We start from the raw sequence: 22006 nt of genomic DNA, 5'->3' as shown, positions 1-22006 counted from the left end.
AATGGAACAGGCGAGCAGAGTCAAACGAGCAGTAGAGAAGCAGGAAGATGACATCCTCCGGCCGGATGATCGCATCAGACTGCTGCTGGTTGATGATGAGTCATCGATTCTAAGTTCACTTCAGCGTCTGTTTCGTGGGGCTGTTTATGAGGTGCATACCGCAGGTGGGGGTGATGAGGCGCTGCAGCTGCTGGCCGAAAGGCCGATCGACGTGATCGTCTCAGATATGCGGATGCCGGGCATGAGCGGGCTTGAGTTTCTAACGAATGTCGAGTCGCTCTACCCGGATGTGATGCGCATCGTGCTGAGTGGTTATGCTGAACCTGAGAGTGTCATTGACGTGGTCAATGAGGCGAAGATATTCAGTTATGTCCACAAGCCGTGGGATGATCTGGACCTAAAGCTCAAGGTAAAAAACGCCGCTGAGCGACTCTATCTCAAACGATTGACAAGAAAGCAGAATATTGAGCTTGATTTGATGAGCCGCTCCCTAGAGGAGAAGGTTAGAGAGCGTACTGCGGCGCTTGAGAAGGCGCAGGAAAAGCTTCAGCACTCTTATAAGGAGTTGGACGAGAGTTACCAGAGCATGGTGAAGATGCTCTCCCACTACAGCGAAATCGGCATCCCGTCCATGGGTAATCACGGGCAGAGCGTGGCCAGGTACGCAAGCCGTTTCGCGAAATCCATCAATTTGGATGAAGAGGCATCAAGAGATATCGTCGCCGCTGCACTGCTGCACGATATCGGGTTGGTGGTGGTCAGCGATGCTGTACTCGCCAAACCGAAAGAGGCCCGTTCCAGGGAGGAGAATAAAATCATCGAAAAGCATGCCGTACTGGGTGAAAACACCTTGATGGGGCTGCCTGCGATGCGGGGAGCGGCAAAGTTGGTGCGTCACCACCACGAGTTGTTCAACGGCAGGGGTTATCCGGACAGGCGCATAGGTAAGGATATTCCTCTGGGTTCGCGGATCATTCTGATTGCAAATGACTACGAGAATATGATCGAAGGCCGCGGCATGGAGAAGCCGTTGTCCAGAGATGATGCGTTGGCCTATATCGAAAAACACGCATCCCAATACTACGATCCCGATCTTGCCGTCGATTTCTGCAAAATGATAAGGGCGGAAGCGGATGATGCTCCACATGGGCAGGGCAATATCAGGGTAGTGCATTCCGATGCACTCGAACCCGGGATGCTGCTGCATGAGAATCTGCTGAATAAGGATGGCATGCTGCTGTTGACCAGCGGCCAGCGGCTGACCGGATCAACCATTGTCGGCATCAAACGTCTGGAGAAGAGCGACAGGCATCGCTATACCCTCTATATCCTTACGAAAAAGGATTAACCGAAGGTGTGAATGGGCACTATGAAGAGATTGCTCCAGACTACTCTGCCAGCCGCCGCCACTCGGGCAGGGATTCAGCGCAGCCGATCGACGCCAGATAGGTCTCATCCAGCGCGGCTGTTTCATCGGCCTGATGTAACAGACAGTCTGCCGCATGCACCGCAGTCAGGGCCGTGAATCCCCTGTCTCCCGACTCTGATGGATGGTGGTGCAGGGCAACGGCTTCCACGACCGGATCCGAGAATCCCCAGAGCCTCAACAGGTAGGCGCCTACCCAACCGTGGTGGGCGCCAAACAGTTGCATCTCTTTTTCACAAAGTTCCTTTCCCCATAGCGCTACGAACAGCTCGTCTTGGTGCGCGGCACCCTCCGGCAGTCGCGACAGCACCAGACGACCGGTGTCGTGCAGCAGGCCAGCCAGGAAGGTGCTCTCCAGCAGCGATCTATCCCCCTTCTGAGAACTGACTATCGACTTGGCCAGACGGGCCGTGTGTTGGCTCTCCCGATAGAGTGCTTCCTGCCAGGGTTGTGACGTCTGCTGTTTTCCAAACAGCTCGTAGTGGAGTATCAGTCCCTTGATGATCTCAGTGCCCAGGAGGGTCACTGCCCTCTCCAGATCCGTGACCGGCTGGCTGACGCCAAAGAAGGCGCTATTGGTGAGCTGCAGGAACTTTGAGGTCATCGCCATATCCTGCTTTATGATATTTGCAATATCAGTGGCTGTTTTGGTGCCACTGTTCAATGTATCAGTGAGGGATCGGAACAATTTTGGCGCTGGGGCCAGCGCCTTCAGATTTCCCAATACCCGTCGCAGATGATCGGTCAGCGGCATCGCCAGCAGCCTCTCGGTTCTTTGGACAAGATCAACGATTGCCTTAGGCTCAAAGGGTTTGGATAGAAAAAGGTGGGCGTGTTGCGCTGCCTTTACCGCCTGTTCCTCATCGCTATAGCCGGAGAGTATGGCGCGAACCGTATCGGGGCTCTGCGCTTCAACCTCCGCCAGGACATGACAACCGCTTTTCCCCGGCATGCGCATGTCTGAAACAATCAATTCGTAGTGGGTGCGCTGCAGATACTCGTTCACCTCTTGTGGATTATCGACGAGATCCAGATGATGTTTGGAAAGACTGCCCCGCAGGGTACGTTTGATCGACCTGAGAATGGCCGGTTCGTCGTCGATGAACAGGATATTCATGCAATTGTTCTCCTCGCGGTCGGTGCTTCGCCCTTCAGATCAGATTGAGACTTGCCAGCCCCGGAAAAGCGAGGAAACCGATTTCTTTAACCGAACAGTTCTTCGAATAGTGCCAGCGGTGCTTCGTGATCCAGGCGCTCTATAAAGTTGGCGGCGCGCTTTGAGAGTTCTGGCAGATGACTGTTGCGCACCACCTCACGGCTCTCCAGCAGGGCGCCGGGCTGCATGCTGAGTTCAGTCAATCCCATGCCCAGCAACAGTCGGGTAAACAGCGGGTCGCCGGCCATTTCGCCGCACATGCTGACCGGTATATTATTTTGTTTGGCGGCGCTGATGGTAAGGGCAATCAGGTGCAGCACAGCAGGGTGTAGTGGGTCGAACAGGAAGTTGACCTCCTCGTCCATGCGGTCGACGGCAAGCGTGTACTGAATCAGATCGTTGGTGCCGATAGAGAGGAAGTCCAGTTTGCGGGCGAATGCCTGGGCGGAGATAGCTGCAGCCGGGATTTCGATCATGCCGCCGATCGGTATCTTCGGGTCGAAGGCTAGTCCCTCCTTTTGCAGGGCCTGTTTGGTCTGCCCGATAATTTGCAGAACTTCATTTACCTCGGCAATGCTTGAGAGCATAGGGATCATGAGGCGCACCGGTCCTTCGACGGAAGCGCGCAGGATGGCTCGCAGTTGGGGCAGGAAGAGTCCCGGCTCTTTCAGGCAGAGTCTGATCGCGCGCAGACCCAGGGCCGGGTTTGCTGCGGGCTGGTAAGTGACGCCGTTGCCCTCCAGGGTCTTGTCTGCTCCCAGATCAAGGGTGCGAATAGTGAGAAGCCTGCCCTGAAGTCCTCTCACTGCGTCGAGATAAGCAGTGAGCTGCTCCTCCTCTTCCGGTGGAGCGGTGCGGTTCATGTAGAGAAATTCTGTACGGAAAAGCCCGACCCCATCTGCCCGATTTTCAAGCGTGGTGACGATGTCGTCAGGCAGTTCAATATTTGCCAGCAGAGTGATCCGTGTGCCGTCGCGGGTGACCGCAGGAAGATCGATGCCGCGCCGTAACTCTGCTTCACGCGCTTCCCGCTGGCTGATGCGTTGATGGAAATGTTGCAGGATGGGGTCGGTTGGGTCGGCTAAGACAATGCCCTGGCTACCATCCACCACCAGCATCTCATCCTGTTGAAACAGTTGACTGGCGTGGCGTATGCCCAGTATGGCGGGAATACCCAGGCTGCGGGCCAGAATAGCCGTATGGGAGAGTGGTCCGCCGTATTCGGTGACGAATGCAGCGATGCCCTGGTGTTTCAGCATGATGATGTCGGAGGGCGTAAGATCCCGGGCGACGACGATTCGCCCCCGCAGGCTTTGCCTGTCTGGATGGTCGGCGCCCTGCAGGGCTCGCTGAATCTGCCCCACGACGTGGTCCACATCATCCTTGCGTGTGCGCAGGTAGGGGTCATCCATCTCATCGAAGACCCGCACCAGTTCGTCCCGGCGTACCTGTAGCGCCCACTCGGCGGCAAAGTGTTGTTGCCGGATCAGTATGATCGGCGCCTTGCTGATTGCCGAATCCTCCATCATCAGGAGGTGTGTTTCGATGAAGGAGCTTATGTCTTGGGCCGTATCGGACGGGATGTGTTGATGGACTCGCTGCAGCTCCTCTTTGGCATGCGCCAGTGCCTGATTGAAACGGGCTGTCTCCCTTTCGACATCGGAAGCCGGGATGGTGCGGGGAACGACCTCCAGAAAGCTTTGTTGCAGCAGGAAGGCCTGGCCGATGGCCACCTCCCGAGAGGCTGCGATGCCGATCCCGTGGCAGGAGAGGGTCACTCATCCTCTCCAAAGCGGTTGTTTATCAGCGCCTCAATGGCATCAAATGCTTCGTTCTCATCCTCTCCTGAGATAGTTATGCTCAGTGTAGAGCCCTGACTCGCCGCCAGCATCATGACGCCCATGATGCTTTTGCCATTGACCTGCTGACCGTTGCGTTTCAGGTGGACCTCGCTGCCGTAGCGGCTGGCGCATTTTACCAGTTTGGCAGCTGCCCTGGCGTGCAGGCCCAGCTTGTTGATGATGGTAACTTCTTTAAGGATCATGGCCTTTGGTTGTCCATTGACAGGTGCGCTGCAGGTCAGGATGTTCAGGCAAAATTAGACTAGTGTTCGTCCAGAAGTGCTCCTGTGAATGCAAAGATCGCAGAAGCACTGTTCAGCCCATCATGGCCAGTGAGTTATCGACAACCCTGAAGTAGGCAGGTTCAAGCGTAGCGGAACCGGCAACATTCCTCGTGTTCTATCAAGCCGGGATCGCCCGATCCGCTGCGCTTGATCGTGCCTACGCCTTGAGCATTCAGGGTCTATGCCGTTTCCGTTTTGAGGCGGCAACAGACAATGCCATCCTTGCCGCCGCTGATCGCCTTGCTGGTGAGCTCTTTCAGGTCGAGCGGTGCATAGTTCAGTACCCGTACCAGCATCGGCAGATTGATGCCTGCCACCACGTTGATTCGTCCCTCATCCAGCAGATCGTAGGCGATATTGCTCGGGGTGGAGCCGAACATGTCGGTGAGTACCAGTACACCGTCTCCCTGATCCAGCTGAGCGATCAGTCTCTGGGTCGTGGTGCGCAATTCGTCCGGATCGCAGTCGGTGGTGACTGCCATCACCTCAGTGGAGAGCGGGCAGATCCCCATCATGTTGACGGCTGTCTGCAACAGGGTGTGTCCGACCTGGTTATGGGTGATGATCAGCAGGCCGATACTCATGACAGCTCCCGGTGACGGCTCAGTATCTTGCGGCCCTGGGATTTGAAATGGCGAAAGAGTTGGTCGGTAATGAAAACCGATCGATGTTGACCGCCGGTGCAACCGATGGCGATGGTGAGATAGCTGCGTCCGTCCGCCTCGAAGCGGGGTATCCACTCCTCCAGAAAACGGATCAGGTCAGCTCGCATCTGCCGGGTGTCTTCGCTGTTTTCCAGAAATCGTGCTACCGGCCCGTCGAGACCTGTAAAGGGCCTCAGCTCTGCTTGCCAGTGCGGATTGGGCAGGCAACGCACGTCGAAGACGAAGTCGATGTCACGTGGCACACCATGTTTGAAACCGAAGGACTCAACCAACAGTGATACCTGCTGTTTGTCTCCGCTCACCCGGCCACGAATCAGGTCCCGCAGTTCATGTAGATTGGTGTGGGTGGTGTCTATACAGAGGTCGGCGTTGCTGATCAGGGGTTCGAGCAGAACCCGTTCACGCTTGATGGCCTCATCCAGGGAGATGTCCGCAGTGGAGAGCGGGTGTTTGCGGCGCGTCTCACTGAAGCGTTTGATCAGGGTATCGCTCTGCGCCTCGAGAAAGATCATCTCGCACTTGATACCCTGCGCACGCATCTTGTCGACCATCTTGGGCAGTCTGCCCAATTGGTCGGGTTGGCTGCGGGCGTCGATACCGACTGCGGTGGATTGAAAGATCTCTTCCGGTTTTTCGATCAAATGTTTGGAGAAAGCCTCGAAGAGGCAGACCGGCAGGTTATCGATGCAGTAGTAACCCAGGTCTTCCAGGGTGTGCAAGGCGATGGATTTTCCTGAACCCGAGAGTCCGGTGAGGATAAGAAGTCTGATGCCAGCTGTCATGTCTTACTGCACGTTGGTATTATTTTGGAGGCCGCAATATGGGTAGGGTAGCGCAATCTGTCGCCAGATTGAAAATCCAGAGTGGCATTTTACAAACTAAAAGCCTATCTCGCAGCAGATATTTTGCCCTTGAAATTAAATTAATCCTGTTGCTGGTCGATGAAATGGCGTTGCCGCTGGGAAAAATCATCAGCCGCATTGTAACCATCGATACGTAGCAGGTGTTGTCTGACTGCAGTTTCCACCATGATCGCCAGATTGCGCCCTGCCGCCACCGGCAGCATTGTCTGGTGGATGTCGACGCCGAGCAGGTTTTTCAAGGAATGGCTGCCCTGGAGTCTGTCCATCTGCGCCACCTCATCGTCGTCGAGACACTGCAGGTCGATGATCAGGTTCAGGTTCTTGCGGGGTTTGACGGCGCAGTTGCCGAACATGGCGCGGATATTGAGGATGCCGAGGCCCCGGACCTCCAGAAAATCCTTCAATACCGGAGGGCAGCTGCCGCTTAGTGTTTTGTTGTCGATGCGGGTGATCTCGGTGGCATCGTCAGCTACCAGACGATGTCCCCTGGAGATCAGCGCCAAGGCCAGCTCACTTTTACCTACCGCTGCATCGCCGCTCAGCAGGACCCCCTTGCCCAGTACTTCCAGGAAGACACCATGTACCAGTGTGGTTTCGGATTTGCGTTGATTGAGCAGGTGCTGCAATCGAGTGATGATCTCATGGTCTCCCGTTGGCGTGATCAGGAGGGGGATGTCGTTTTTTGTGGCGAGTTGGAAGCAATCGTTGCTGGGAGTACAGCTGTTGGAAAAGATAATGGCTGCGGGATTGGCGCCGAATAGTCGTTTGAGGCTTTTTCGGTGGTGGGTCTCGTCAAGCGACTGCAGGTGGCGCTGCTCCTGTGGGCCTATGACCTGTATCCGATTGGGCCGGATCATGTTCATCGGACCCACGGGGGGCTGAGTATCATCCTGCTCATCCACTGGGTGAATATGGCGATCTACAGGTTGCCGGCTGCGGAACCAGCTGAGCGCCAGTTCTGTACCGTATTGGCTGATCAGATCATAAAGGGTGACGGGTGGATTCATGGACCGGTGTCGGCGCCATCCCGCAGACGGATGAGTTCGAAAGCATCTTCTGCCGTTTTGGTCTGCCGCAGTTTGTCGCAGAAACCGGCGTCGCTGAACATGGCAGCCAATTTGGCCAGAAGCTGCAGGTGCGCATCAGTCGCCTCTTCCGGCACCAGCATGGCAAAGGCCAAGTCGACCGGTTGCCCATCCACGGCGTCGAAATCGACGCCCCGCTGGAGCTGGATGAAAGCGCCGATAGCGTTTTTTACCTGTGGCATGCGGGCGTGGGGCAGGGCGATGCCCCGGCCCAGCCCGGTACTGCCCAGACGTTCACGCAGCAGCAGGCTGTCGAAGACCCTGTCCTGAGTCAGCGCTGGAATCTCCCCGGCCAGGCGTCGGCCGAGTTCCTCCAGCACCCTCTTCTTGCTACCGGCTTCGATTCGACAACCGATGCGTTCCTCAACAATAAAGCCGTCGGGAAACATGCAGACCTCGCTTCGCGTCTATTCTTCGGTAGCGTATTTGAGATCCACGCCATTGCCACGATGATTTTTTAGTTTCTCCTTGTGTTTGATTACCTGGCGGTCGAGTTTGTCGATCAAGGAATCGATGGCTGCATACATATCCTCCTGCACGGAATCCGCGAAAACATTCGCGCCGTTGACGTGCAGTGTCGCCTCCGCCTTCTGACGCAGTTTCTCCACACTGAGGATGACATGCACATTGGTGACGTTGTCGAAGTGGCGTTCCAGTTTTTCTAGTTTGGTGTCGACGTAGTCTTTCAGAGAGTCAGTAATATCGATGTGATGACCGGTCAGGCTAATTTGCATAGTTAACTCCTGTTTCCGATGGGATTTTCCATCATTCTGCCCGTATTCATACCAGGCGTTTACGCTCGTTCGATGGCGGAATCGTCATCGACTCGCGGTATTTGGCCACTGTTCTGCGGGCAACATTGATGCCCTGTTCTGACAGTATAGTGGCGATTTTATTGTCGCTGAGTGGTTTTGATGGCTTTTCTGCGGCAATCAGTTTTTTGATCAAAGCGCGGATTGCAGTGGCTGAGCACTCGCCGCCGGCGCTGGTGCTAACATGGCTAGAGAAGAAGTATTTAAACTCCAGGGTGCCGCGGGGCGTGTGCATATATTTCTGCGTGGTGACCCGTGAAATGGTCGACTCATGCATCTCCAGCGCCTCGGCGATATCTCGCAGCACCAGGGGTTTCATCGCCTCGGCGCCGTGTTCGAAGTAGGCCTGTTGGACTTCGACGATTCTGGAGGCAACCCGCAGGATCGTGTCGTTGCGGCTCAGCAGGCTCTTGATGAACCAGCGGGCCTCCTGCAAATGGTTTTTCAGGAAGGTGTTGTCTTTACCCGAGTCGGCGCGGCGGATCAGTTTTGCGTAGTCGGTATTGACCCGTAGACGGGGGGCTGCTTCCGGGTTTAGTTCCACTCGCCAAGTGCCGTTGCGCCGGGTGACAAAGACGTCGGGGATGACATATTGAGGTTCCGACTCGGCGATCAGGCTGCCGGGATGGGGATGCAGGGAACGAATCAGCTGGGTCATGCTGCTGAGTTCGTCGTCCGTAACCTTCATGCGGCGCTTGATCTGAGCCTGGTCCTGACTGGCGAGCAGTTTGAAGAAATCCTCGCAGAGGCGGATGGTCGGTTGCAGGTATGGCGTATCTTCAGGCAGCTGCCGCAGCTGAATCAGCAGGCACTCACGGGGATCCTGTGCGGCCACGCCGGGGGGATCGAATGCCTGAATTCGATGGAGTACCGCTTCCACATCCTCCAGGGTCATCTCCTCGTCCTCCAAAGTCTCGAGGATCTCTTCGGGGCTGGTGGTGAGATAGCCGTCTTCATTGACGCCATCGATGATCATGGTGGCGATGACACGATCGGTAGGACAGAAGGGGGTGAGGTTCAACTGCCAGAACAGATGGTCCTGCAGTGTTTGCGCCTGCCCTCGCTGGGCCAGGAAATCGCTGTCCATACTCTCGGCAGAGCCGTTGTTGGTGGGTGGCGTATAGCTATCGTAGACATCGGTCCATTCGCTGTCCACGGGCAGCTCTTCCGGCATCTCTGGGGATTCCGTCTGAACCTCACGTTCGTTGTTCACGTCGTTGAACGGCTCGGCGGTGGATTCCTGTTTTTCAGGTTTCTGCTCCGTTTCATCGCTGTTCTGCTTGAGCCGCTCAAACTCCTCTTCGGTCTCCAGTAACGGATTTGCCTCCAGGGCCTCCTGCACCTCTTGGGAGAGGTCAAGCGTAGACAACTGTAACAGGCGGATAGCCTGTTGCAGCTGTGGCGTCATTGTGAGGTGCTGTCCGAGTCGGAGCTGAAGGGTTTGCTTCATCTGCAGGTGATTATCAAAACCTGGTACGTTATTTGTATGGATTTCCTAATTTCATTCTAGCCAAAAATGGAAGGTGCGGAAAACTTTATCGCAGCTTTCAGTTGTTCTGGATCATGAAATCGTTATTGAACTTGTCGGCAGCTGGCCTGATATCTGAATCGAGACAAGTAACCGCTTGAAATTTGTGGAAAAATCCCTCTCTCCTTACATGGAAAAATGCTCTCCCAGGTAGACAGAGCGAACTTCCGGGTTTACAAGAATATCCTGCGGCGTCCCCTCCGCCAGCACGCTGCCTGCGTTGATGATGTAGGCGCGATTGCAGATGTCGAGGGTCTCCCGCACATTATGGTCGGTGATCAGTACGCCGATGCCTCGCTCTTTCAGGTGCAGAATGATCTTTTTGATCTCCAGCACCGCGAGGGGGTCAACCCCGGCGAAGGGTTCGTCCAGCAGCACGAAACGGGGTTCGATGGAGAGTGCACGGGCGATCTCCAGTCGCCGCCGTTCGCCGCCGGAGAGGCTCATGGCCATATTATCCCGCAGATGGGCGATACCGAACTCATCGAGCAGTCTGTCGCAGATCTCCTGGCGTTCCGCCTTTTTCAGGGATTTGCGGGTCTCCAGGATGGCCAGAATGTTGTTTTCCACAGAGAGCCGCCGAAAGATCGAGGGCTCCTGGGCGAGATAGCCGATGCCGAGCCGGGCCCGGCTGTGCATAGGCAGATCGGTGACCTCACGTCCGTCGACCATGACGCTGCCGCCGTCCGCCGGGATCAGACCCACGATAATGTAGAAACTGGTGGTCTTGCCTGCGCCGTTGGGACCGAGCAGTCCGACCACCTCGCCCTTGTCGACCTCCAGCGAAATCCGGTCAACCACTTTGCGGCCGCGATACTGCTTCTCCAGGTTGGTGGCGAGCAACTGGGTCATTGTTGTTCTTTCCTGGGTTCTATGACCACCCGAACCCGCTTTTTGCCTGCGGCGCTGGCGCCCGCCTTGACCTGGGATTTTCCGCGCAGGTAGGTGATGCGGTCGCTGCGAAACTGATCCTTGCCCTGTTGCAGCAGCGCCTCCCCGATCAAATAGATCTCATCCTTCCTGGCATAGTATTCGGCCCGCAGCGCCTGTCCGCGGGCCACCTCGTCGCTGTCGTCCATGCGCTGCTGAAAGCGCACCGGCTTGCCGATGGCGAAGACCTTTTCTGTTTCGCCATCGACACGATAGACCCATATCTTGTCGGCCCACAGTTTGGTGCTGCCCTGGGTGATGACCACGTTGCCTTCGTAGATGCTGACGCCTTTGGCGTCATCGATGTCCACGCTGTCCGCCTCCAGATACATCGGCTGATCTTTATCGGTGCTGAGTGCGAGGCTGAGGGCCGGCATGGACAGGGAGAGGGCGAGCAGCAGACTCAAGAGCCGGTTATTGGGTTTCATAACGGCTTCGTACCTCGGATAGTAGTTTGATTCTGGCGGGTTCTTTGAACCAGCCCTGCATGCCGATGGAGGTGACCCAGTCCCGGCGGCTGTCGAGACGAAATGCGCCATCAGTTTCGGCGTAGGAGAGTTTGGGATGTACCTTCAGATCGAAGGTGATGATGTGATAGGGGCGGTTTTTCCCCTGCCCCTCCCGGTCAATGAATACCTTGCCCGGAAGGAAGATGTTTTCGCCTTTGTTGGTGATGAGTGCCTGCTTGGCGCGCATCTTCCAGGGCGGGGTGGCTGGATCGAATATCCACAGATGTGGATTGTCCAATTCGGCGCTGTCGTCGTCCCTGAAGTGGACCAAACGCTCCGTTACCAGGCGGTGTTTTGGGGTGCCTGCCTCACTGTAGGTGGTGATCGTGAGGTCTTCGGCGTAGTAGTCTGGATGGTGTCCTGCGACCTGCTGGCGCTGCTGTTTCGGTTCTGTTATCTCGGCCAGCCACCAACTCAGTCCCGCAATGGCGGTAGTGAACAGGACGATGAAGAGCGTATGACGATTCACCAGCGTAACGGCTTAAAGATAGTTTTCCAGCGCAGACTGAAGATTGCCCTGAGCATCCATCAGTAGTTCGCAGACATCCCGCCCGGCGCTACGGCCCCCCGCATGCGGGGTTTGCCAGTGGGCATGCTGGAGCACAAAGGGGTGTGCGTCATTGACCGCAATAGCGAGGCCGACGCGGCGCATGATGGGCAGATCGACCACGTCGTCTCCCACGTAGGCGACATCTTCATCGCTCAGGCCGAGCTGATCCCGCAACTGGAGATAGGTGGGCAGCTTATCCAGCTTGCCCTGGTGGACGTGTTTGATCCCCAGGCTCTCCATGCGGATGCGCACCACTTCCGAGGAGCGGCCGGTGATGATGCCGATCTCAACACCGCTGGCCTGCAGCATCTTCATGCCGTGGCCATCCCGGGAGTTGAACGCCTTGTACTCCTGTCCATCATCGCCGAGGAACAGACTGCCGTCGGTGAGCACACCGTCGACATCGAATATGACCAGCTTGATGTTGCGAGCCTTTTCCTGGATGTCCTGCACTTTCTCTCTCCGATTTTATTAGGGCCAAGGTTATTAGGGCCGAGGGCCAAGGACCAAGGACCAAGGACCAAGGACCAAGGACCAAGGACCAAGGACCAAGGACCAAGGACCAAGGACCAAGGACCAAGGACCAAGGACCAAGGACCAAAGGTAAGTTGTACCTCCTTTCCCTTCCTCGGCCCTAGGCCCTAAAAACCTCGGCCCTGTCTTACATAACACCGGCACGCAGCAGGTCGTGCATGTTGAATGCGCCGACCAGTTCACCTTGCCCGTTTACCACCAGCAGGCCGCTGATCTTGTTCTCTTCCATCAGCTGCAGGGCTTCGGCAGCGAGCATCTCCGGCGCCACCGTTTTGCAGTTTACGGTCATCACCTCCGACACACCCGCTGCGTGAATGTTCACTTTGTGGTCGAGGGTGCGGCGCAGATCCCCGTCGGTGTAGATTCCCGCCAACGCTCCCTGCCCGTCAACCACGGCAGTCATGCCGAGGCTTTTGGATGACATCTCGATCAGTGCTGTGTTCAGGCTGGCACCGATGGAGACCTTTGGAATCGCATCCCCAGTGTGCATGATATCACCGATGTGCAGCAGCAGGCGCCGTCCGAGGCTGCCGCCGGGATGCGAGAGGGCGAAGTCCTTGGCGGTGAATCCCCGCGTCTCAAGCAGGGCGATCGCCAGGGCGTCACCCATTGCCAGTGCAGCGGTGGTGCTGGAGGTGGGGGCGAGACCCAGGGGACAGGCCTCCTTCTCCACACTGACATCGATGCTGACTTCCGCCTCGCATGCCAGTGTGGATTCCGGGTTGCCGGTCATGCTGATGAGTGGCACACCGAGACGTTTGATCAATGGCAGGATGGTCAGCAGTTCGCCGGTCTCCCCTGAATTCGAGAGTGCAAGCACCACATCACCGCTGGTGATCATGCCGAGATCGCCATGGCTGGCTTCACCGGGATGGACGAAAAAAGCGGGGCTGCCGGTACTGGCGAGGGTGGCGGCGATCTTGCTGCCGATGTGCCCTGATTTTCCCATGCCGATGACCACTATGCGACCGGGACACTCAAGCATATAGCTGCAGGCGCGGGCGAAATCGTCGTCGATGCGCGCTGCCAGCGATGAGATGGCAGCAGCCTCGGTTTCGATCACTGCCAGTCCCAGGCTTCGGAGTCTACCGGCCTCTTCCTGGGTGATCGGTTTGCCTTGTCTCATTGATCTCTCTCGATTAAACGTAAAAAACAGCCGTTCGTAGGCATGATCAAGCGTAGCGGATCAGGCAAAATAGTCTAACTTAAGGTAAAAAACAGCACTGACTGATAGCCGATGAAAGCGAGCAGCAGCAGAACGCCTTCGATGCGGTTGATCTGCCCTTTCAGTTTCCCAAAACCATAGCCCATGGCAAAGAGGGCAAGGGTCAGCCCAATCATCATGGGTTGATCCCGGTAGAGTGCGGCTGGGGCAAAGGCGCCCGGTGCAATCAGGCCCGGCAGGCTCAGGACCGCCAACAGATTATAGAGGTTGGAACCGATGATGTTGCCGATGGCAAGATCGTCCTCTCCCTTGAGGGCGCTGGCAATGCTTGCCGCCAGCTCGGGCAGGCTGGTGCCCAGGGCGACGATGGTAAGGCCGATCACCAGATCGCTGATGCCGAACGCAGTGGCGATGTTGACTGCCCCCCAGACCAGCATGCGTGAACTCACCAGCAGGCAGATAAGCCCGAGTATCAGCCAGAAGATCGCACGGCGGGTGGGCATGTCGTGAGGGATTTCGGCATCGAACTCGTCGGCTATCGGGTCGGTTGGAGAGCCGGTTTTAGCGGCGTGGATCATCCAGCCGAGCACGGCGATCAAGACGATAATCAGGATCACGCCGTCGAGCTGGTTCAGTTCCCCGTCCAGCATGAGCAGCAGGCTGAGGCCGGTCACGCCGAGCAGCAGGGGGTACTCCCTCTTTAATACGCTGGAGTGGACGGTCAGAGGGACGATAAGCGCGGTAGTGCCAAGGATCAGGCCGATATTGGCGATATTCGAACCCAGTGCGTTACCGATCGCGAGGCCGGGATTGCCATCGAGCGAGGAGACGACCGAGACCAGTATCTCCGGTGCGGATGTGCCGAAGCCGACGATGGTGAGCCCGATCAGCATCGCTGACACACCCAGGTTGCTGGCCAGAGCGGCGGCGCCGATGACAAAGCGATCGGCGCCCCAAACCAGGATGGCAAGTCCGACGAGAATGGCAAGTGAGTCGATCAGCATCTCTTCTTATTAAGGTTTATTGTGTTGTCGGGGAAGGGCGCAATTTTTTCAGACCCGGAGGGGAAAGTCCAAAGAGATGTTAGCCGGGTTGCTCGCTGAGCTTGACATATCAATAATAATATCAGATAATTCTAACATACTGATTACCTGCCGATGGCGAGTGTCAGTACTCCTCCATCCTCCTAAAATGGTGGTTATATTTAAGCGCAACGTCCTCCGTTGCGCTTTTTTTTTGCCGGCGGCGAATGAGGTCTTGTTTCCTGTCGGATCATCCGGTACCATTCGCCGTCTTTTTCGGACGATAATAGTTCTCCATTGGAGCGACTCGGTATGACAACCGTTAGTGCAAAACCGGCTGAGGTACGCCGCACCTGGTACCTCGTGGACGCAACCGACAAGACCCTCGGTCGCCTCTCCAGCGAAATTGCGCGCCGCCTGCGCGGTAAGCATAAGCCTGAATATACCCCTCATGTGGATACCGGGGATTACATCGTGGTAATCAACGCGGAGAAGATCCATGTGACCGGCAACAAGATGTCGGACAAGATGTATCACCATCACACCGGTTATATAGGCAACCTCAAGTCGATCAGCCTGGAAAAGCTGTTGGACAAGGCGCCGGAGCGGGTGATTCAGCATGCCGTCAAGGGCATGATGCCTAAGAATCCTCTGGGTCGCGCCATGTTCAAGAAGCTGCGCGTCTTTGTAGGTCCCGAACACACTCATCAGGCCCAGCAGCCTCAGCCGCTGGACATCTGATCACCATTTTCATCAGGTAAAACCGATGGCAGATATTCATTACAGCACCGGCCGCCGCAAAAGCTCAGCAGCCCGGGTCTTCCTGACCTCCGGCAGCGGCAGCATCGTTGTCAATAATCGTCCTCTGGACGAATATTTTGGCCGTGAAACAGCGCGTATGGTCGTGCGTCAGCCGCTGGACGTCACCGCAACACTCGACAAGGTTGATATCAAGGTCACCGTAAAAGGTGGCGGCACCACTGGTCAGGCAGGCGCCATTCGTCACGGCATAGCGCGTGCCCTTGATCTATATGACGAGTCGCTGCATGTTGGTCTGCGCAAAGCCGGATTCCTGACTCGTGATGCCCGTGAGGTCGAGCGTAAGAAAGTCGGTCTGCACAAGGCGCGCAAGCGTCCTCAGTTCTCCAAACGATAAAAATAGGGCCGAGGTTTTAAGGGCCGAGGGCCTAGGAGGCGGGCATGGATGCCCTGATAAGCCTCGATGTATGGAAGAGGGCTTGTCGGCTCTCAGCAGATATTTACAAACTGATTGGTGGCTGTGCCAATTTTGGCTTCAGGGATCAGTTGGGAAGATCGGCGCTTTCCATAGCCTCAAACATAGCTGAAGGTTATGGGCGGGAATCAGTCAAAGAGCGCATTCACTTCCTTCGGATTGCAAAGGCTTCCAGCTATGAGGCCTGGACACAAATTCTGATCGGCATCGAGTCAGATCTGATTGATCGTGAAATCGGCCTTGAAAAATCCGAAGAAATCATACAGATTTCAAAGATGGTATACGGGCTAATCGTTTATTTTGAGCGAAGTGCCGGTAGAGAGGGCCAAGGTGGAGATCCTCGGCCCTAGGCCCTAAAGAAAATTGGGGATTCGTCTAATGGCAGGACAACGGACTCTGACTCCGTTTGTAGAGGTTCGAGTCCTCTATCCCCAGCCAAAATAAAAAACCCGCTTCGGCGGGTTTTTTGTTTTAGGGCCAAAAAACAGGGCCGAGGTTGATAGGGCCTAGGGCCGAGGACCGCCACCTTATCCCTTATCCCTTGGCCCTTAAATCCTCGGCCCTGTTTTCTTTATGTCACTACTCCTATATTTCGAGTCTCTGAGACAATAATTTACCTGCAGATGGTTAAATGTTGTTGGTTGAATTTTATTGGGAATTCGAGGAAATGATGGTAACTAACGGAATTGCCGCATTTTAATTGCCTGTCCTATGTGAGGTGTATTTTTTTTGCAACAAAATTACCACATGTGATTTTTTTACAAAAAAGACTTGCAATGCAGCGCTGGCTTATCTAGTATTGCCAGCGAACGTACAGAATTCATCTCTAACTCATTGGAGTTTTTTAAAAATGAAGAAAATCCTTTCTTTCGCAATTGCTGCTGCTCTGATTGCCCCTGCGGCTGCCATGGCTGATTCCACCATCTACGGTAAGGTTCGTGTCGCTTCTGACAAGTGGGATGTCGACAATGGTCTTGATTCCTGGGGCATGCAGGATCAAGCTTCCCGTCTTGGTATCAAGGGTTCCGAAGATCTGGGCAACGGCCTGAAAGCCATCTACCAGATGGAGTTCGGCATGGCTGCAGGTTCTGCATTCAACTGGTCTGGTCGTAACGCTTTCGTCGGCTTGGCTGGTGGTTTCGGTACCGCTGTTGCCGGTCGTCACGACACTCCTCTGAAGATGTCCACCGGCAAGCTGGATCTGTTCGCAGATACCGCTGCTGACTACGATCAGGGCGGCAACCACACCAACCTGTTCATGGATCGTCGCGTTGATGGTGCCATTGCATACATCTCTCCCTCTTTCTCCGGTCTCACCCTTGCTGGTGCAGTCGTTCAGACTCTGGCCACCGAAGACTTCCAGGATGCTTACTCCATCGCTGGTATGTACAGCAACGGCCCTTTCTACGGTGCCATCGCTTACGAGCAGCTTGATGAAGACAACTTCGGCGCACCTGCTGAGAACGAGACTCAGTTCCGCATCGGCGGCGGCGTTTTGGGTTGGAACAACATCAGCGTGACCGGTGTTTACGAGACGCGTTCCGACATCGGCGGCGTTGCCAATGACGACAAGGCAACCTACCAGCTGTCTGGCGCATACGACATGGGCATGCACCGCATCAAGGGCATGTACGGTTCTGCTGACTTCGACAACACCGCAGGTACCGACTTCGATACTTATGCTATTGGCTACCAGTTCAGCTTCAGCAAGCGTACCGATGCACAGGTTCTCTACAATGCTCGTGACGTAGACGACGCAGCTGGTGCACCAAGCACCGACAGCAGCGTTATCTCTCTGCAGCTGAGCCACAACTTCTAAGTCTTACTTTAGTGAGGAAGAAGACGGGGCCTCGTCTCTGTTTTTGTCGTTCTGCGAAGTAGGCAAACCCGCCCTCTGAAGAAGAGGCGTCACCCCGATCGAGGGAAGACAATCCGATTGGCAAGGGCGTAGCTGGTAACGGCTGGGTCTGAAGGAAGCCATAGGAAGTGCTTTATTACATAACGCAAGTGAACCTGGTCGGCACAACAGGTGGGTCAGCTTCAGAAATAGGGCGAAGCCCAATAATGGTCATCAGGCCTGTGGTGTGTTGCAGGATGCATGCTGCTTACCGGGAGCTGTAGTAACGGGGAAGCTCACAGTCCTTGTTTTCAAGGCTCACTATCAAGAGTGGAGACCAAGATGTTTAAGTGTGGAGGTGTGGCAGATGAGCTCGTAGTAGTGATGAAGTTCCGGCCTGTGAAGCCTGGTAACAGTGTGGAGGAGAAAACCGGAATGACCACTGACGGAGGTTCAGTGGGCTTGTGACAGCCAAAAGCTGGCATGAGATGCGAAGAGCAATACGTAACTGAACGAAGTACACAAATACGACGGCGATCACGCATCCGCAACTGAAATATGGAAGAAGCCGAACGGTTGTACCGAAGGTTGAAGCAAGGCGCTACAAAGCCAACGTTTAAGTTTGTCCGATGCATAGTTGGCGGTCAAACCTTAGCCAGTTTTGCCATGCCAAAACCGCTGGCTTCGTGAGGAGTTGTGCTGGTGGATATGGCCAGTACTCATTAGTATTTGCCCCAAAGCATTCAGATACCTGGTTTGCGGAGCCGTATACGTGGTCCACTGTACGGCTTGTTCTCTGTGAGAGGGATGAGGCGGGTAGTATTCTCACCCTACTTCGATGCTTGCCCCATAGCTACACGGCCCCCTGAAAGAAAGAGGCAAACCCAAGACTAATGGGGTCAGACTCGAATTAAGAATTAAGACAGAACCTCTGTTAGACTCTTTATTTTATTTGCACGGAAGCAGATATCATGGCACGTCTTCCTCGTTACTTTGTCAAAGGTCAGGCTCAGCACATCATCCAGCGGGGAAATAATCGTGAGCCGATCTTTGCGGCAAGCGATGACTACCATTTCTATCTGGATTGTCTGCAAGAGGCCGCAAAGCTCCATGAACTCACGGTTCATGCCTATGTCTTGATGACAAATCATGTGCATCTACTGGCTAGTCCTGAAGCAGAGGTCAGCATTCCCAAGACTCTGCAATCAGTTGGCCGCAGATATGTTCAATATTTCAACTACCGTTACAAACGTACGGGCACCTTATGGGAGGGACGTTATAAGGCTACGCTTATCGACAGCGACCACTATCTGTTGACCTGTATGCGCTATATTGAACTCAATCCAGTGCGTACAGGAATGGTCGACCATCCCCAAAAATACCCTTGGTCAAGTTATGCCAGTAATGCCTTTGGAAATATAAACAAGCTGCTAAAGCCGCATGATTTGTACCGTCATCTGGGAGATAGTGAAGCTGACAGGCAGTCCGCATATTGTCTGCTTTTTCAGGCAGGTATCGGAAAATCAGATCTTGAGGTTATTCGGGCATCAACCAACAAAGGCTGGGCGATGGGCAATGACCGCTTTCGTGAAAAGATTGAAAAGTTAACAGGTCGGCGTGCGGCACCGAGGCCTAGAGGAAGACCTAGGAGCACACGTGACTAATTCGAGTCTGACCCCAATTTAGATCCACCCCAATTTAGATCCTCGGCCCTCGGCCCTATCAACCTCGGCCCTCTTATTTGGGCAGCACTGTCTTGACGCCATCCTCGGTGCCCAGGATCAACACATCAGCGCCACGCATGGCAAAGAGACCGGTGGTGACCACGCCGGCGATGGCGTTGATGCGGTTCTCCATCTCGATGGGTTTCATGATCTCCAGATTGTGAACATCCAGGATGACATTTCCGTTGTCGGTAATGAAGTCTTCACGCCAGACCGGGGTGCCGCCAAGTTTGACCAGCTGGCGTGCCACATGGCTGCGGGCCATGGGGATGACCTCCACCGGCAGTGGGAACTTGCCCAGTATGTCCACCAGTTTGCTGCCGTCTGCGATGCAGACAAACTTTCTGCTGGCGCCCGCGATGATCTTCTCGCGGGTCAGCGCGCCACCACCGCCCTTGATGAGCGCCAGATTGTGATCCGCTTCATCTGCGCCATCCACATAGATATCCAGCTCCCCCGCTACGTTAAGATCCATTACCGGAATGCCGTGGCTCTTCATGCGTTCGGTCGAAACTTCGGAACTTGAAACCGCGCCATCGATTTTATGCTTGATGGTGGCCAGGTAGTCGATGAAATGGTTGACCGTTGAACCGGTACCCACACCGACGATGCCGCCATCGACATACTCCAGCGCGGCCTCTGCGGCCATTTTTTTCATTTCGTCTGCATTCATGCGCTAACTCCTTTGCTATCGACTGCAAGCTTGGGGATTCGGATTAGAAGCCCGATTGCCTGCTTTGTCGATATTATCTAACGTTTATCGGATTTTGGGGGTTATCATACCGATGCACCTCTTTGATGTCAGGTGCGGCAATCTCACATTGGAATAGAATAATGCCACAGCGTTATATAGAAAAAATCCTCCGCGCGCGGGTCTACGACGTGGCGCATGAGACGCCTCTGGATTATGCGCCGCTGCTCTCTGCAAGGATGGAGAATCGGATCTTTTTGAAGCGGGAGGATCTGCAGCCTGTATTCTCATTCAAGTTGAGGGGGGCCTATAACAAGATTCAGAGTCTTTCGCCGGAGGCGAGGGAGAAGGGGATCATTGCTGCATCTGCCGGTAATCATGCCCAGGGTGTTGCTCTGTCGGCCCGCAAGCTGAAGATTCAGGCGCTTATTGTTATGCCGCGTACGACACCGCCCATCAAAGTACAGTCGGTGCGTAATCTTGGTGCCAAGATTGTATTGTTCGGAGACTCCTATGATGAAGCCTATGCGCACTCCCAGAAGTTGGCGGAGGAGAAGGGGCTGACCTACATTCATCCCTTTGATGATCCGGAGGTGATTGCGGGTCAGGGCACGATTGGGATGGAGTTGTTGCGGCAGCATCCGGAGCCCCCGCTGGCAATCTTTGTTCCGGTGGGCGGTGGCGGGTTGATTGCGGGGATCGCGTCCTATGTTAAATATGTACGGCCCGAGGTGAAGATTATCGGTGTTGAGCCGGATGACGCGCCTACGCTCTATCGGGCGATGGAGGCTGGGCGCCGGGTCAAACTTAAGCAGGTGGGAATATTTGCAGATGGCGTGGCGGTCAGGCAGATAGGAAAAGAGAGTTTTCGTGTGGCCCGCAAGCTTGTGGATGAGGTGATCCTGGTCAATGCAGATGAGATATGTGCTGCGATAAAGGACGTTTTTGATGACACGAGAACGATTGCCGAGCCTGCCGGTGCATTGTCTGTTGCGGGTCTGAAAAAATATGTGCAGCGTGAAGGAATCAAAGGGACCGATCTGATCGCCATAGAGAGCGGCGCCAATATCAATTTTGACCGTCTGCGCCATGTTGCTGAACGCGCGGAATTCGGCGAAAGAAGAGAGGCGCTTTTTGCAGTGCAGATTCCTGAGCGGCCGGGAAGCTTTCATCGGTTTTGCAAAGTAATAGGCAAACGCAGTATCACTGAGTTCAACTATCGTTATGCCAGTGACCGCACTGCACAGATATTCGTCGGTGTGGAGTTGAGTGACGGGGATCGGGAGAGAGAGGAGTTGGTCGCCAGGTTCGAGAAGAAATCCTATCCCATTGTCGACATGACCGATAATGAAACCGCTAAACTGCACATTCGCTATATGGTGGGCGGCCATGCCAAGGGTGTTGAAAACGAGATGCTGGTGCGGTTTGAATTTCCCGAGCGCCCTGGTGCATTACTCTATTTTCTGTCCAATATTGGCAAACGCTGGAACATCAGTTTGTTCCACTATCGAAATCACGGTTCAGCCTATGGACGTGTACTGATGGGTATACAGATTCCAGTGGGTGAAAAAGGTGATTTCAGGAAAATGCTGAAAGACCTGGGTTACACCTTTTGGGAAGAGAGCGATAATCCGGCATATCAACTCTTTGCGGGTGTGGACTGACGCGGTTTTTTGCAGGGAAGTAAAAAACGCCCCATGATTCATGGGGCGTTTTTTTAGGTGGTGATCAGATCGACCCTATTTTTGGGTGACCTTTTTGCGTGGCGTGACCTTGCGTGGCCGAGCTGCTTGTTTCTTGGCAGCAACCTTTTTCTTGGCGGCTCTTTTCTTTACTGTCTTCTTTTTGGCAACAACCTTTTTCTTGGCGGCTCTTTTCTTTACTGTCTTCTTTTTGGCAACAACCTTTTTCTTGGCGGCTCTCTTCTTTACGGTCTTCTTTTTGGCAGCAACCTTTTTCTTGGAGGCCCTCTTCTTTACTGTCTTCTTCTTAGTGACTACCTTTTTCTTTGAGACGATCTTTTTTGCTGCCGACTTTTTCCTGGTAGATGCTTTTTTCTTGGCAGCTACTTTCTTTGTGGTGGAAACTTTACGCTTTACAGCGGCCTTCTTTTTGGCGGTTTTTTTCTTCGCCATAACATGTCCTCCAGA

Annotated in this window: 24 protein-coding genes and 1 tRNA gene; 8 read left to right on the top strand and 17 right to left on the bottom strand. The window is 54.8% G+C overall.

Annotation, left to right across the window (positions count from 1 at the left end):
* Position 1: 1 nt before the first annotated feature.
* Positions 2 to 1348 (top strand): response regulator c-di-GMP phosphodiesterase, NosR family, encoded by a 1347-nt coding sequence (nosR, locus tag G9Q73_RS16615; RefSeq protein ID WP_177420769.1) that lies wholly within the window; start codon positions 2 to 4, stop codon positions 1346 to 1348.
* 40 nt (positions 1349 to 1388) lie between these two features.
* On the opposite strand, the gene G9Q73_RS16610 is transcribed toward nosR, so the two are convergent.
* From G9Q73_RS16610 to G9Q73_RS16540, 15 genes are all read right to left on the bottom strand, one after another.
* Positions 1389 to 2543 carry an HDOD domain-containing protein gene (locus tag G9Q73_RS16610; protein WP_177420768.1) on the bottom strand — a complete coding sequence of 385 codons (1155 nt, stop codon included), beginning with the start codon at positions 2541 to 2543 and terminating at the stop codon, positions 1389 to 1391.
* Between the two features lie 86 nt (positions 2544 to 2629).
* Positions 2630 to 4360 carry a phosphoenolpyruvate--protein phosphotransferase gene (gene ptsP / locus G9Q73_RS16605; RefSeq protein ID WP_177420767.1) on the bottom strand — a complete coding sequence of 577 codons (1731 nt, stop codon included), beginning with the start codon at positions 4358 to 4360 and terminating at the stop codon, positions 2630 to 2632.
* Positions 4357 to 4626: an HPr family phosphocarrier protein gene (locus tag G9Q73_RS16600; RefSeq protein WP_177420766.1), complete on the bottom strand. Its 270-nt coding sequence runs from the start codon at positions 4624 to 4626 to the stop codon at positions 4357 to 4359. The genes ptsP and G9Q73_RS16600 overlap by 4 nt, the downstream gene beginning before the upstream one ends.
* Before the next feature lie 260 nt (positions 4627 to 4886).
* Entirely contained in the window at positions 4887 to 5291 is a 405-nt protein-coding gene (locus tag G9Q73_RS16595) for a PTS sugar transporter subunit IIA (RefSeq protein WP_177420765.1), read from the bottom strand.
* On the bottom strand, positions 5288 to 6154 hold the full coding sequence (rapZ, locus tag G9Q73_RS16590; protein ID WP_177420764.1) for an RNase adapter RapZ: 867 nt from the start codon (positions 6152 to 6154) through the stop codon (positions 5288 to 5290). Before rapZ ends, G9Q73_RS16595 begins: the two co-directional genes overlap by 4 nt.
* A gap of 140 nt (positions 6155 to 6294) precedes the next feature.
* Positions 6295 to 7242 (bottom strand): HPr(Ser) kinase/phosphatase, encoded by a 948-nt coding sequence (hprK, locus tag G9Q73_RS16585; RefSeq protein WP_177420763.1) that lies wholly within the window; start codon positions 7240 to 7242, stop codon positions 6295 to 6297.
* Positions 7239 to 7709: a PTS IIA-like nitrogen regulatory protein PtsN gene (gene ptsN / locus G9Q73_RS16580; protein ID WP_177420762.1), complete on the bottom strand. Its 471-nt coding sequence runs from the start codon at positions 7707 to 7709 to the stop codon at positions 7239 to 7241. Before ptsN ends, hprK begins: the two co-directional genes overlap by 4 nt.
* 18 nt (positions 7710 to 7727) lie before the next feature.
* Positions 7728 to 8054 (bottom strand): ribosome hibernation-promoting factor, HPF/YfiA family, encoded by a 327-nt coding sequence (gene hpf, locus G9Q73_RS16575; RefSeq protein ID WP_177420761.1) that lies wholly within the window; start codon positions 8052 to 8054, stop codon positions 7728 to 7730.
* Between the two features lie 46 nt (positions 8055 to 8100).
* Positions 8101 to 9582: an RNA polymerase factor sigma-54 gene (locus G9Q73_RS16570; RefSeq protein WP_177420760.1), complete on the bottom strand. Its 1482-nt coding sequence runs from the start codon at positions 9580 to 9582 to the stop codon at positions 8101 to 8103.
* A 204-nt stretch (positions 9583 to 9786) separates the two neighbouring features.
* A complete protein-coding gene (gene lptB, locus G9Q73_RS16565; RefSeq protein WP_177420759.1) occupies positions 9787 to 10512 on the bottom strand; it encodes an LPS export ABC transporter ATP-binding protein in 726 nt (241 codons plus the stop codon).
* Positions 10509 to 11018 carry a lipopolysaccharide transport periplasmic protein LptA gene (gene lptA, locus G9Q73_RS16560; protein WP_246345339.1) on the bottom strand — a complete coding sequence of 170 codons (510 nt, stop codon included), beginning with the start codon at positions 11016 to 11018 and terminating at the stop codon, positions 10509 to 10511. Before lptA ends, lptB begins: the two co-directional genes overlap by 4 nt.
* The gene (lptC, locus tag G9Q73_RS16555; protein WP_177420758.1) at positions 11005 to 11568 is read right to left on the bottom strand and encodes an LPS export ABC transporter periplasmic protein LptC; all 564 of its coding nucleotides are present in this window, start codon (positions 11566 to 11568) and stop codon (positions 11005 to 11007) included. Before lptC ends, lptA begins: the two co-directional genes overlap by 14 nt.
* A 12-nt stretch (positions 11569 to 11580) precedes the next feature.
* On the bottom strand, positions 11581 to 12102 hold the full coding sequence (kdsC, locus tag G9Q73_RS16550; RefSeq protein WP_177420757.1) for a 3-deoxy-manno-octulosonate-8-phosphatase KdsC: 522 nt from the start codon (positions 12100 to 12102) through the stop codon (positions 11581 to 11583).
* A gap of 208 nt (positions 12103 to 12310) precedes the next feature.
* Positions 12311 to 13309 carry a KpsF/GutQ family sugar-phosphate isomerase gene (locus tag G9Q73_RS16545; RefSeq protein WP_177420756.1) on the bottom strand — a complete coding sequence of 333 codons (999 nt, stop codon included), beginning with the start codon at positions 13307 to 13309 and terminating at the stop codon, positions 12311 to 12313.
* A gap of 74 nt (positions 13310 to 13383) precedes the next feature.
* Positions 13384 to 14352 carry a calcium/sodium antiporter gene (locus G9Q73_RS16540; RefSeq protein WP_177420755.1) on the bottom strand — a complete coding sequence of 323 codons (969 nt, stop codon included), beginning with the start codon at positions 14350 to 14352 and terminating at the stop codon, positions 13384 to 13386.
* A 330-nt stretch (positions 14353 to 14682) separates the two neighbouring features.
* On the opposite strand from G9Q73_RS16540, the gene rplM reads away from it, so the two are divergent.
* The 6 genes from rplM (at position 14683) to G9Q73_RS16510 (ending at position 19105) form a co-directional block, all read left to right on the top strand.
* Positions 14683 to 15111 (top strand): 50S ribosomal protein L13, encoded by a 429-nt coding sequence (rplM, locus tag G9Q73_RS16535; protein ID WP_177420754.1) that lies wholly within the window; start codon positions 14683 to 14685, stop codon positions 15109 to 15111.
* 25 nt (positions 15112 to 15136) lie between these two features.
* Positions 15137 to 15526 (top strand): 30S ribosomal protein S9, encoded by a 390-nt coding sequence (rpsI, locus tag G9Q73_RS16530; protein WP_177420753.1) that lies wholly within the window; start codon positions 15137 to 15139, stop codon positions 15524 to 15526.
* 44 nt (positions 15527 to 15570) lie between these two features.
* Entirely contained in the window at positions 15571 to 15954 is a 384-nt protein-coding gene (locus G9Q73_RS16525) for a four helix bundle protein (RefSeq protein WP_177420752.1), read from the top strand.
* 14 nt (positions 15955 to 15968) lie between these two features.
* Positions 15969 to 16042 (top strand) — tRNA-Gln (locus G9Q73_RS16520).
* Between the two features lie 412 nt (positions 16043 to 16454).
* Positions 16455 to 17423: a porin gene (locus tag G9Q73_RS16515; protein ID WP_177420751.1), complete on the top strand. Its 969-nt coding sequence runs from the start codon at positions 16455 to 16457 to the stop codon at positions 17421 to 17423.
* A 989-nt stretch (positions 17424 to 18412) separates the two neighbouring features.
* The gene (locus tag G9Q73_RS16510; protein WP_177420750.1) at positions 18413 to 19105 is read left to right on the top strand and encodes a transposase; all 693 of its coding nucleotides are present in this window, start codon (positions 18413 to 18415) and stop codon (positions 19103 to 19105) included.
* A gap of 73 nt (positions 19106 to 19178) precedes the next feature.
* Here the strand turns inward: G9Q73_RS16510 and rpiA are convergent, their stop codons facing one another.
* Complete coding sequence (gene rpiA / locus G9Q73_RS16505) at positions 19179 to 19838, bottom strand: ribose-5-phosphate isomerase RpiA (protein WP_177420749.1); 660 nt, start codon at positions 19836 to 19838, stop codon at positions 19179 to 19181.
* Between the two features lie 161 nt (positions 19839 to 19999).
* Between rpiA and ilvA the strand changes: the two genes are divergently transcribed.
* Complete coding sequence (gene ilvA / locus G9Q73_RS16500) at positions 20000 to 21520, top strand: threonine ammonia-lyase, biosynthetic (RefSeq protein WP_177420748.1); 1521 nt, start codon at positions 20000 to 20002, stop codon at positions 21518 to 21520.
* Between the two features lie 75 nt (positions 21521 to 21595).
* On the opposite strand, the gene G9Q73_RS16495 is transcribed toward ilvA, so the two are convergent.
* Entirely contained in the window at positions 21596 to 21991 is a 396-nt protein-coding gene (locus G9Q73_RS16495; protein ID WP_177420747.1) for a hypothetical protein, read from the bottom strand.
* Positions 21992 to 22006: the final 15 nt, after the last annotated feature.

It is taken from the genome of endosymbiont of Lamellibrachia barhami (genome assembly GCF_011947365.2).
Taxonomy (GTDB): domain Bacteria; phylum Pseudomonadota; class Gammaproteobacteria; order Chromatiales; family Chromatiaceae; genus QGON01.
The sequence above is the reverse complement of the archived record's forward strand: the minus strand, read 5'-3'. Positions and strand labels throughout refer to the sequence as shown.

Coding starts and splice junctions, on each gene's coding strand:
- G9Q73_RS16525 (WP_177420752.1), top strand. CDS start 15,571: ATGGATGCCCTGATAAGCCTCGATGTATGGAAGAGGGCTTGTCGGCTC.
- G9Q73_RS16600 (WP_177420766.1), bottom strand. CDS start 4,626: ATGATCCTTAAAGAAGTTACCATCATCAACAAGCTGGGCCTGCACGCC.
- G9Q73_RS16515 (WP_177420751.1), top strand. CDS start 16,455: ATGAAGAAAATCCTTTCTTTCGCAATTGCTGCTGCTCTGATTGCCCCT.
- G9Q73_RS16595 (WP_177420765.1), bottom strand. CDS start 5,291: ATGAGTATCGGCCTGCTGATCATCACCCATAACCAGGTCGGACACACC.
- rpsI (WP_177420753.1), top strand. CDS start 15,137: ATGGCAGATATTCATTACAGCACCGGCCGCCGCAAAAGCTCAGCAGCC.
- ptsN (WP_177420762.1), bottom strand. CDS start 7,709: ATGTTTCCCGACGGCTTTATTGTTGAGGAACGCATCGGTTGTCGAATC.
- ilvA (WP_177420748.1), top strand. CDS start 20,000: ATGCCACAGCGTTATATAGAAAAAATCCTCCGCGCGCGGGTCTACGAC.
- lptB (WP_177420759.1), bottom strand. CDS start 10,512: ATGACCCAGTTGCTCGCCACCAACCTGGAGAAGCAGTATCGCGGCCGC.
- G9Q73_RS16540 (WP_177420755.1), bottom strand. CDS start 14,352: ATGCTGATCGACTCACTTGCCATTCTCGTCGGACTTGCCATCCTGGTT.
- G9Q73_RS16545 (WP_177420756.1), bottom strand. CDS start 13,309: ATGAGACAAGGCAAACCGATCACCCAGGAAGAGGCCGGTAGACTCCGA.
- G9Q73_RS16495 (WP_177420747.1), bottom strand. CDS start 21,991: ATGGCGAAGAAAAAAACCGCCAAAAAGAAGGCCGCTGTAAAGCGTAAA.
- rpiA (WP_177420749.1), bottom strand. CDS start 19,838: ATGAATGCAGACGAAATGAAAAAAATGGCCGCAGAGGCCGCGCTGGAG.
- G9Q73_RS16570 (WP_177420760.1), bottom strand. CDS start 9,582: ATGAAGCAAACCCTTCAGCTCCGACTCGGACAGCACCTCACAATGACG.
- hprK (WP_177420763.1), bottom strand. CDS start 7,242: ATGAATCCACCCGTCACCCTTTATGATCTGATCAGCCAATACGGTACA.
- lptA (WP_246345339.1), bottom strand. CDS start 11,018: ATGAAACCCAATAACCGGCTCTTGAGTCTGCTGCTCGCCCTCTCCCTG.
- G9Q73_RS16510 (WP_177420750.1), top strand. CDS start 18,413: ATGGCACGTCTTCCTCGTTACTTTGTCAAAGGTCAGGCTCAGCACATC.
- G9Q73_RS16610 (WP_177420768.1), bottom strand. CDS start 2,543: ATGAATATCCTGTTCATCGACGACGAACCGGCCATTCTCAGGTCGATC.
- nosR (WP_177420769.1), top strand. CDS start 2: ATGGAACAGGCGAGCAGAGTCAAACGAGCAGTAGAGAAGCAGGAAGAT.
- hpf (WP_177420761.1), bottom strand. CDS start 8,054: ATGCAAATTAGCCTGACCGGTCATCACATCGATATTACTGACTCTCTG.
- rapZ (WP_177420764.1), bottom strand. CDS start 6,154: ATGACAGCTGGCATCAGACTTCTTATCCTCACCGGACTCTCGGGTTCA.
- rplM (WP_177420754.1), top strand. CDS start 14,683: ATGACAACCGTTAGTGCAAAACCGGCTGAGGTACGCCGCACCTGGTAC.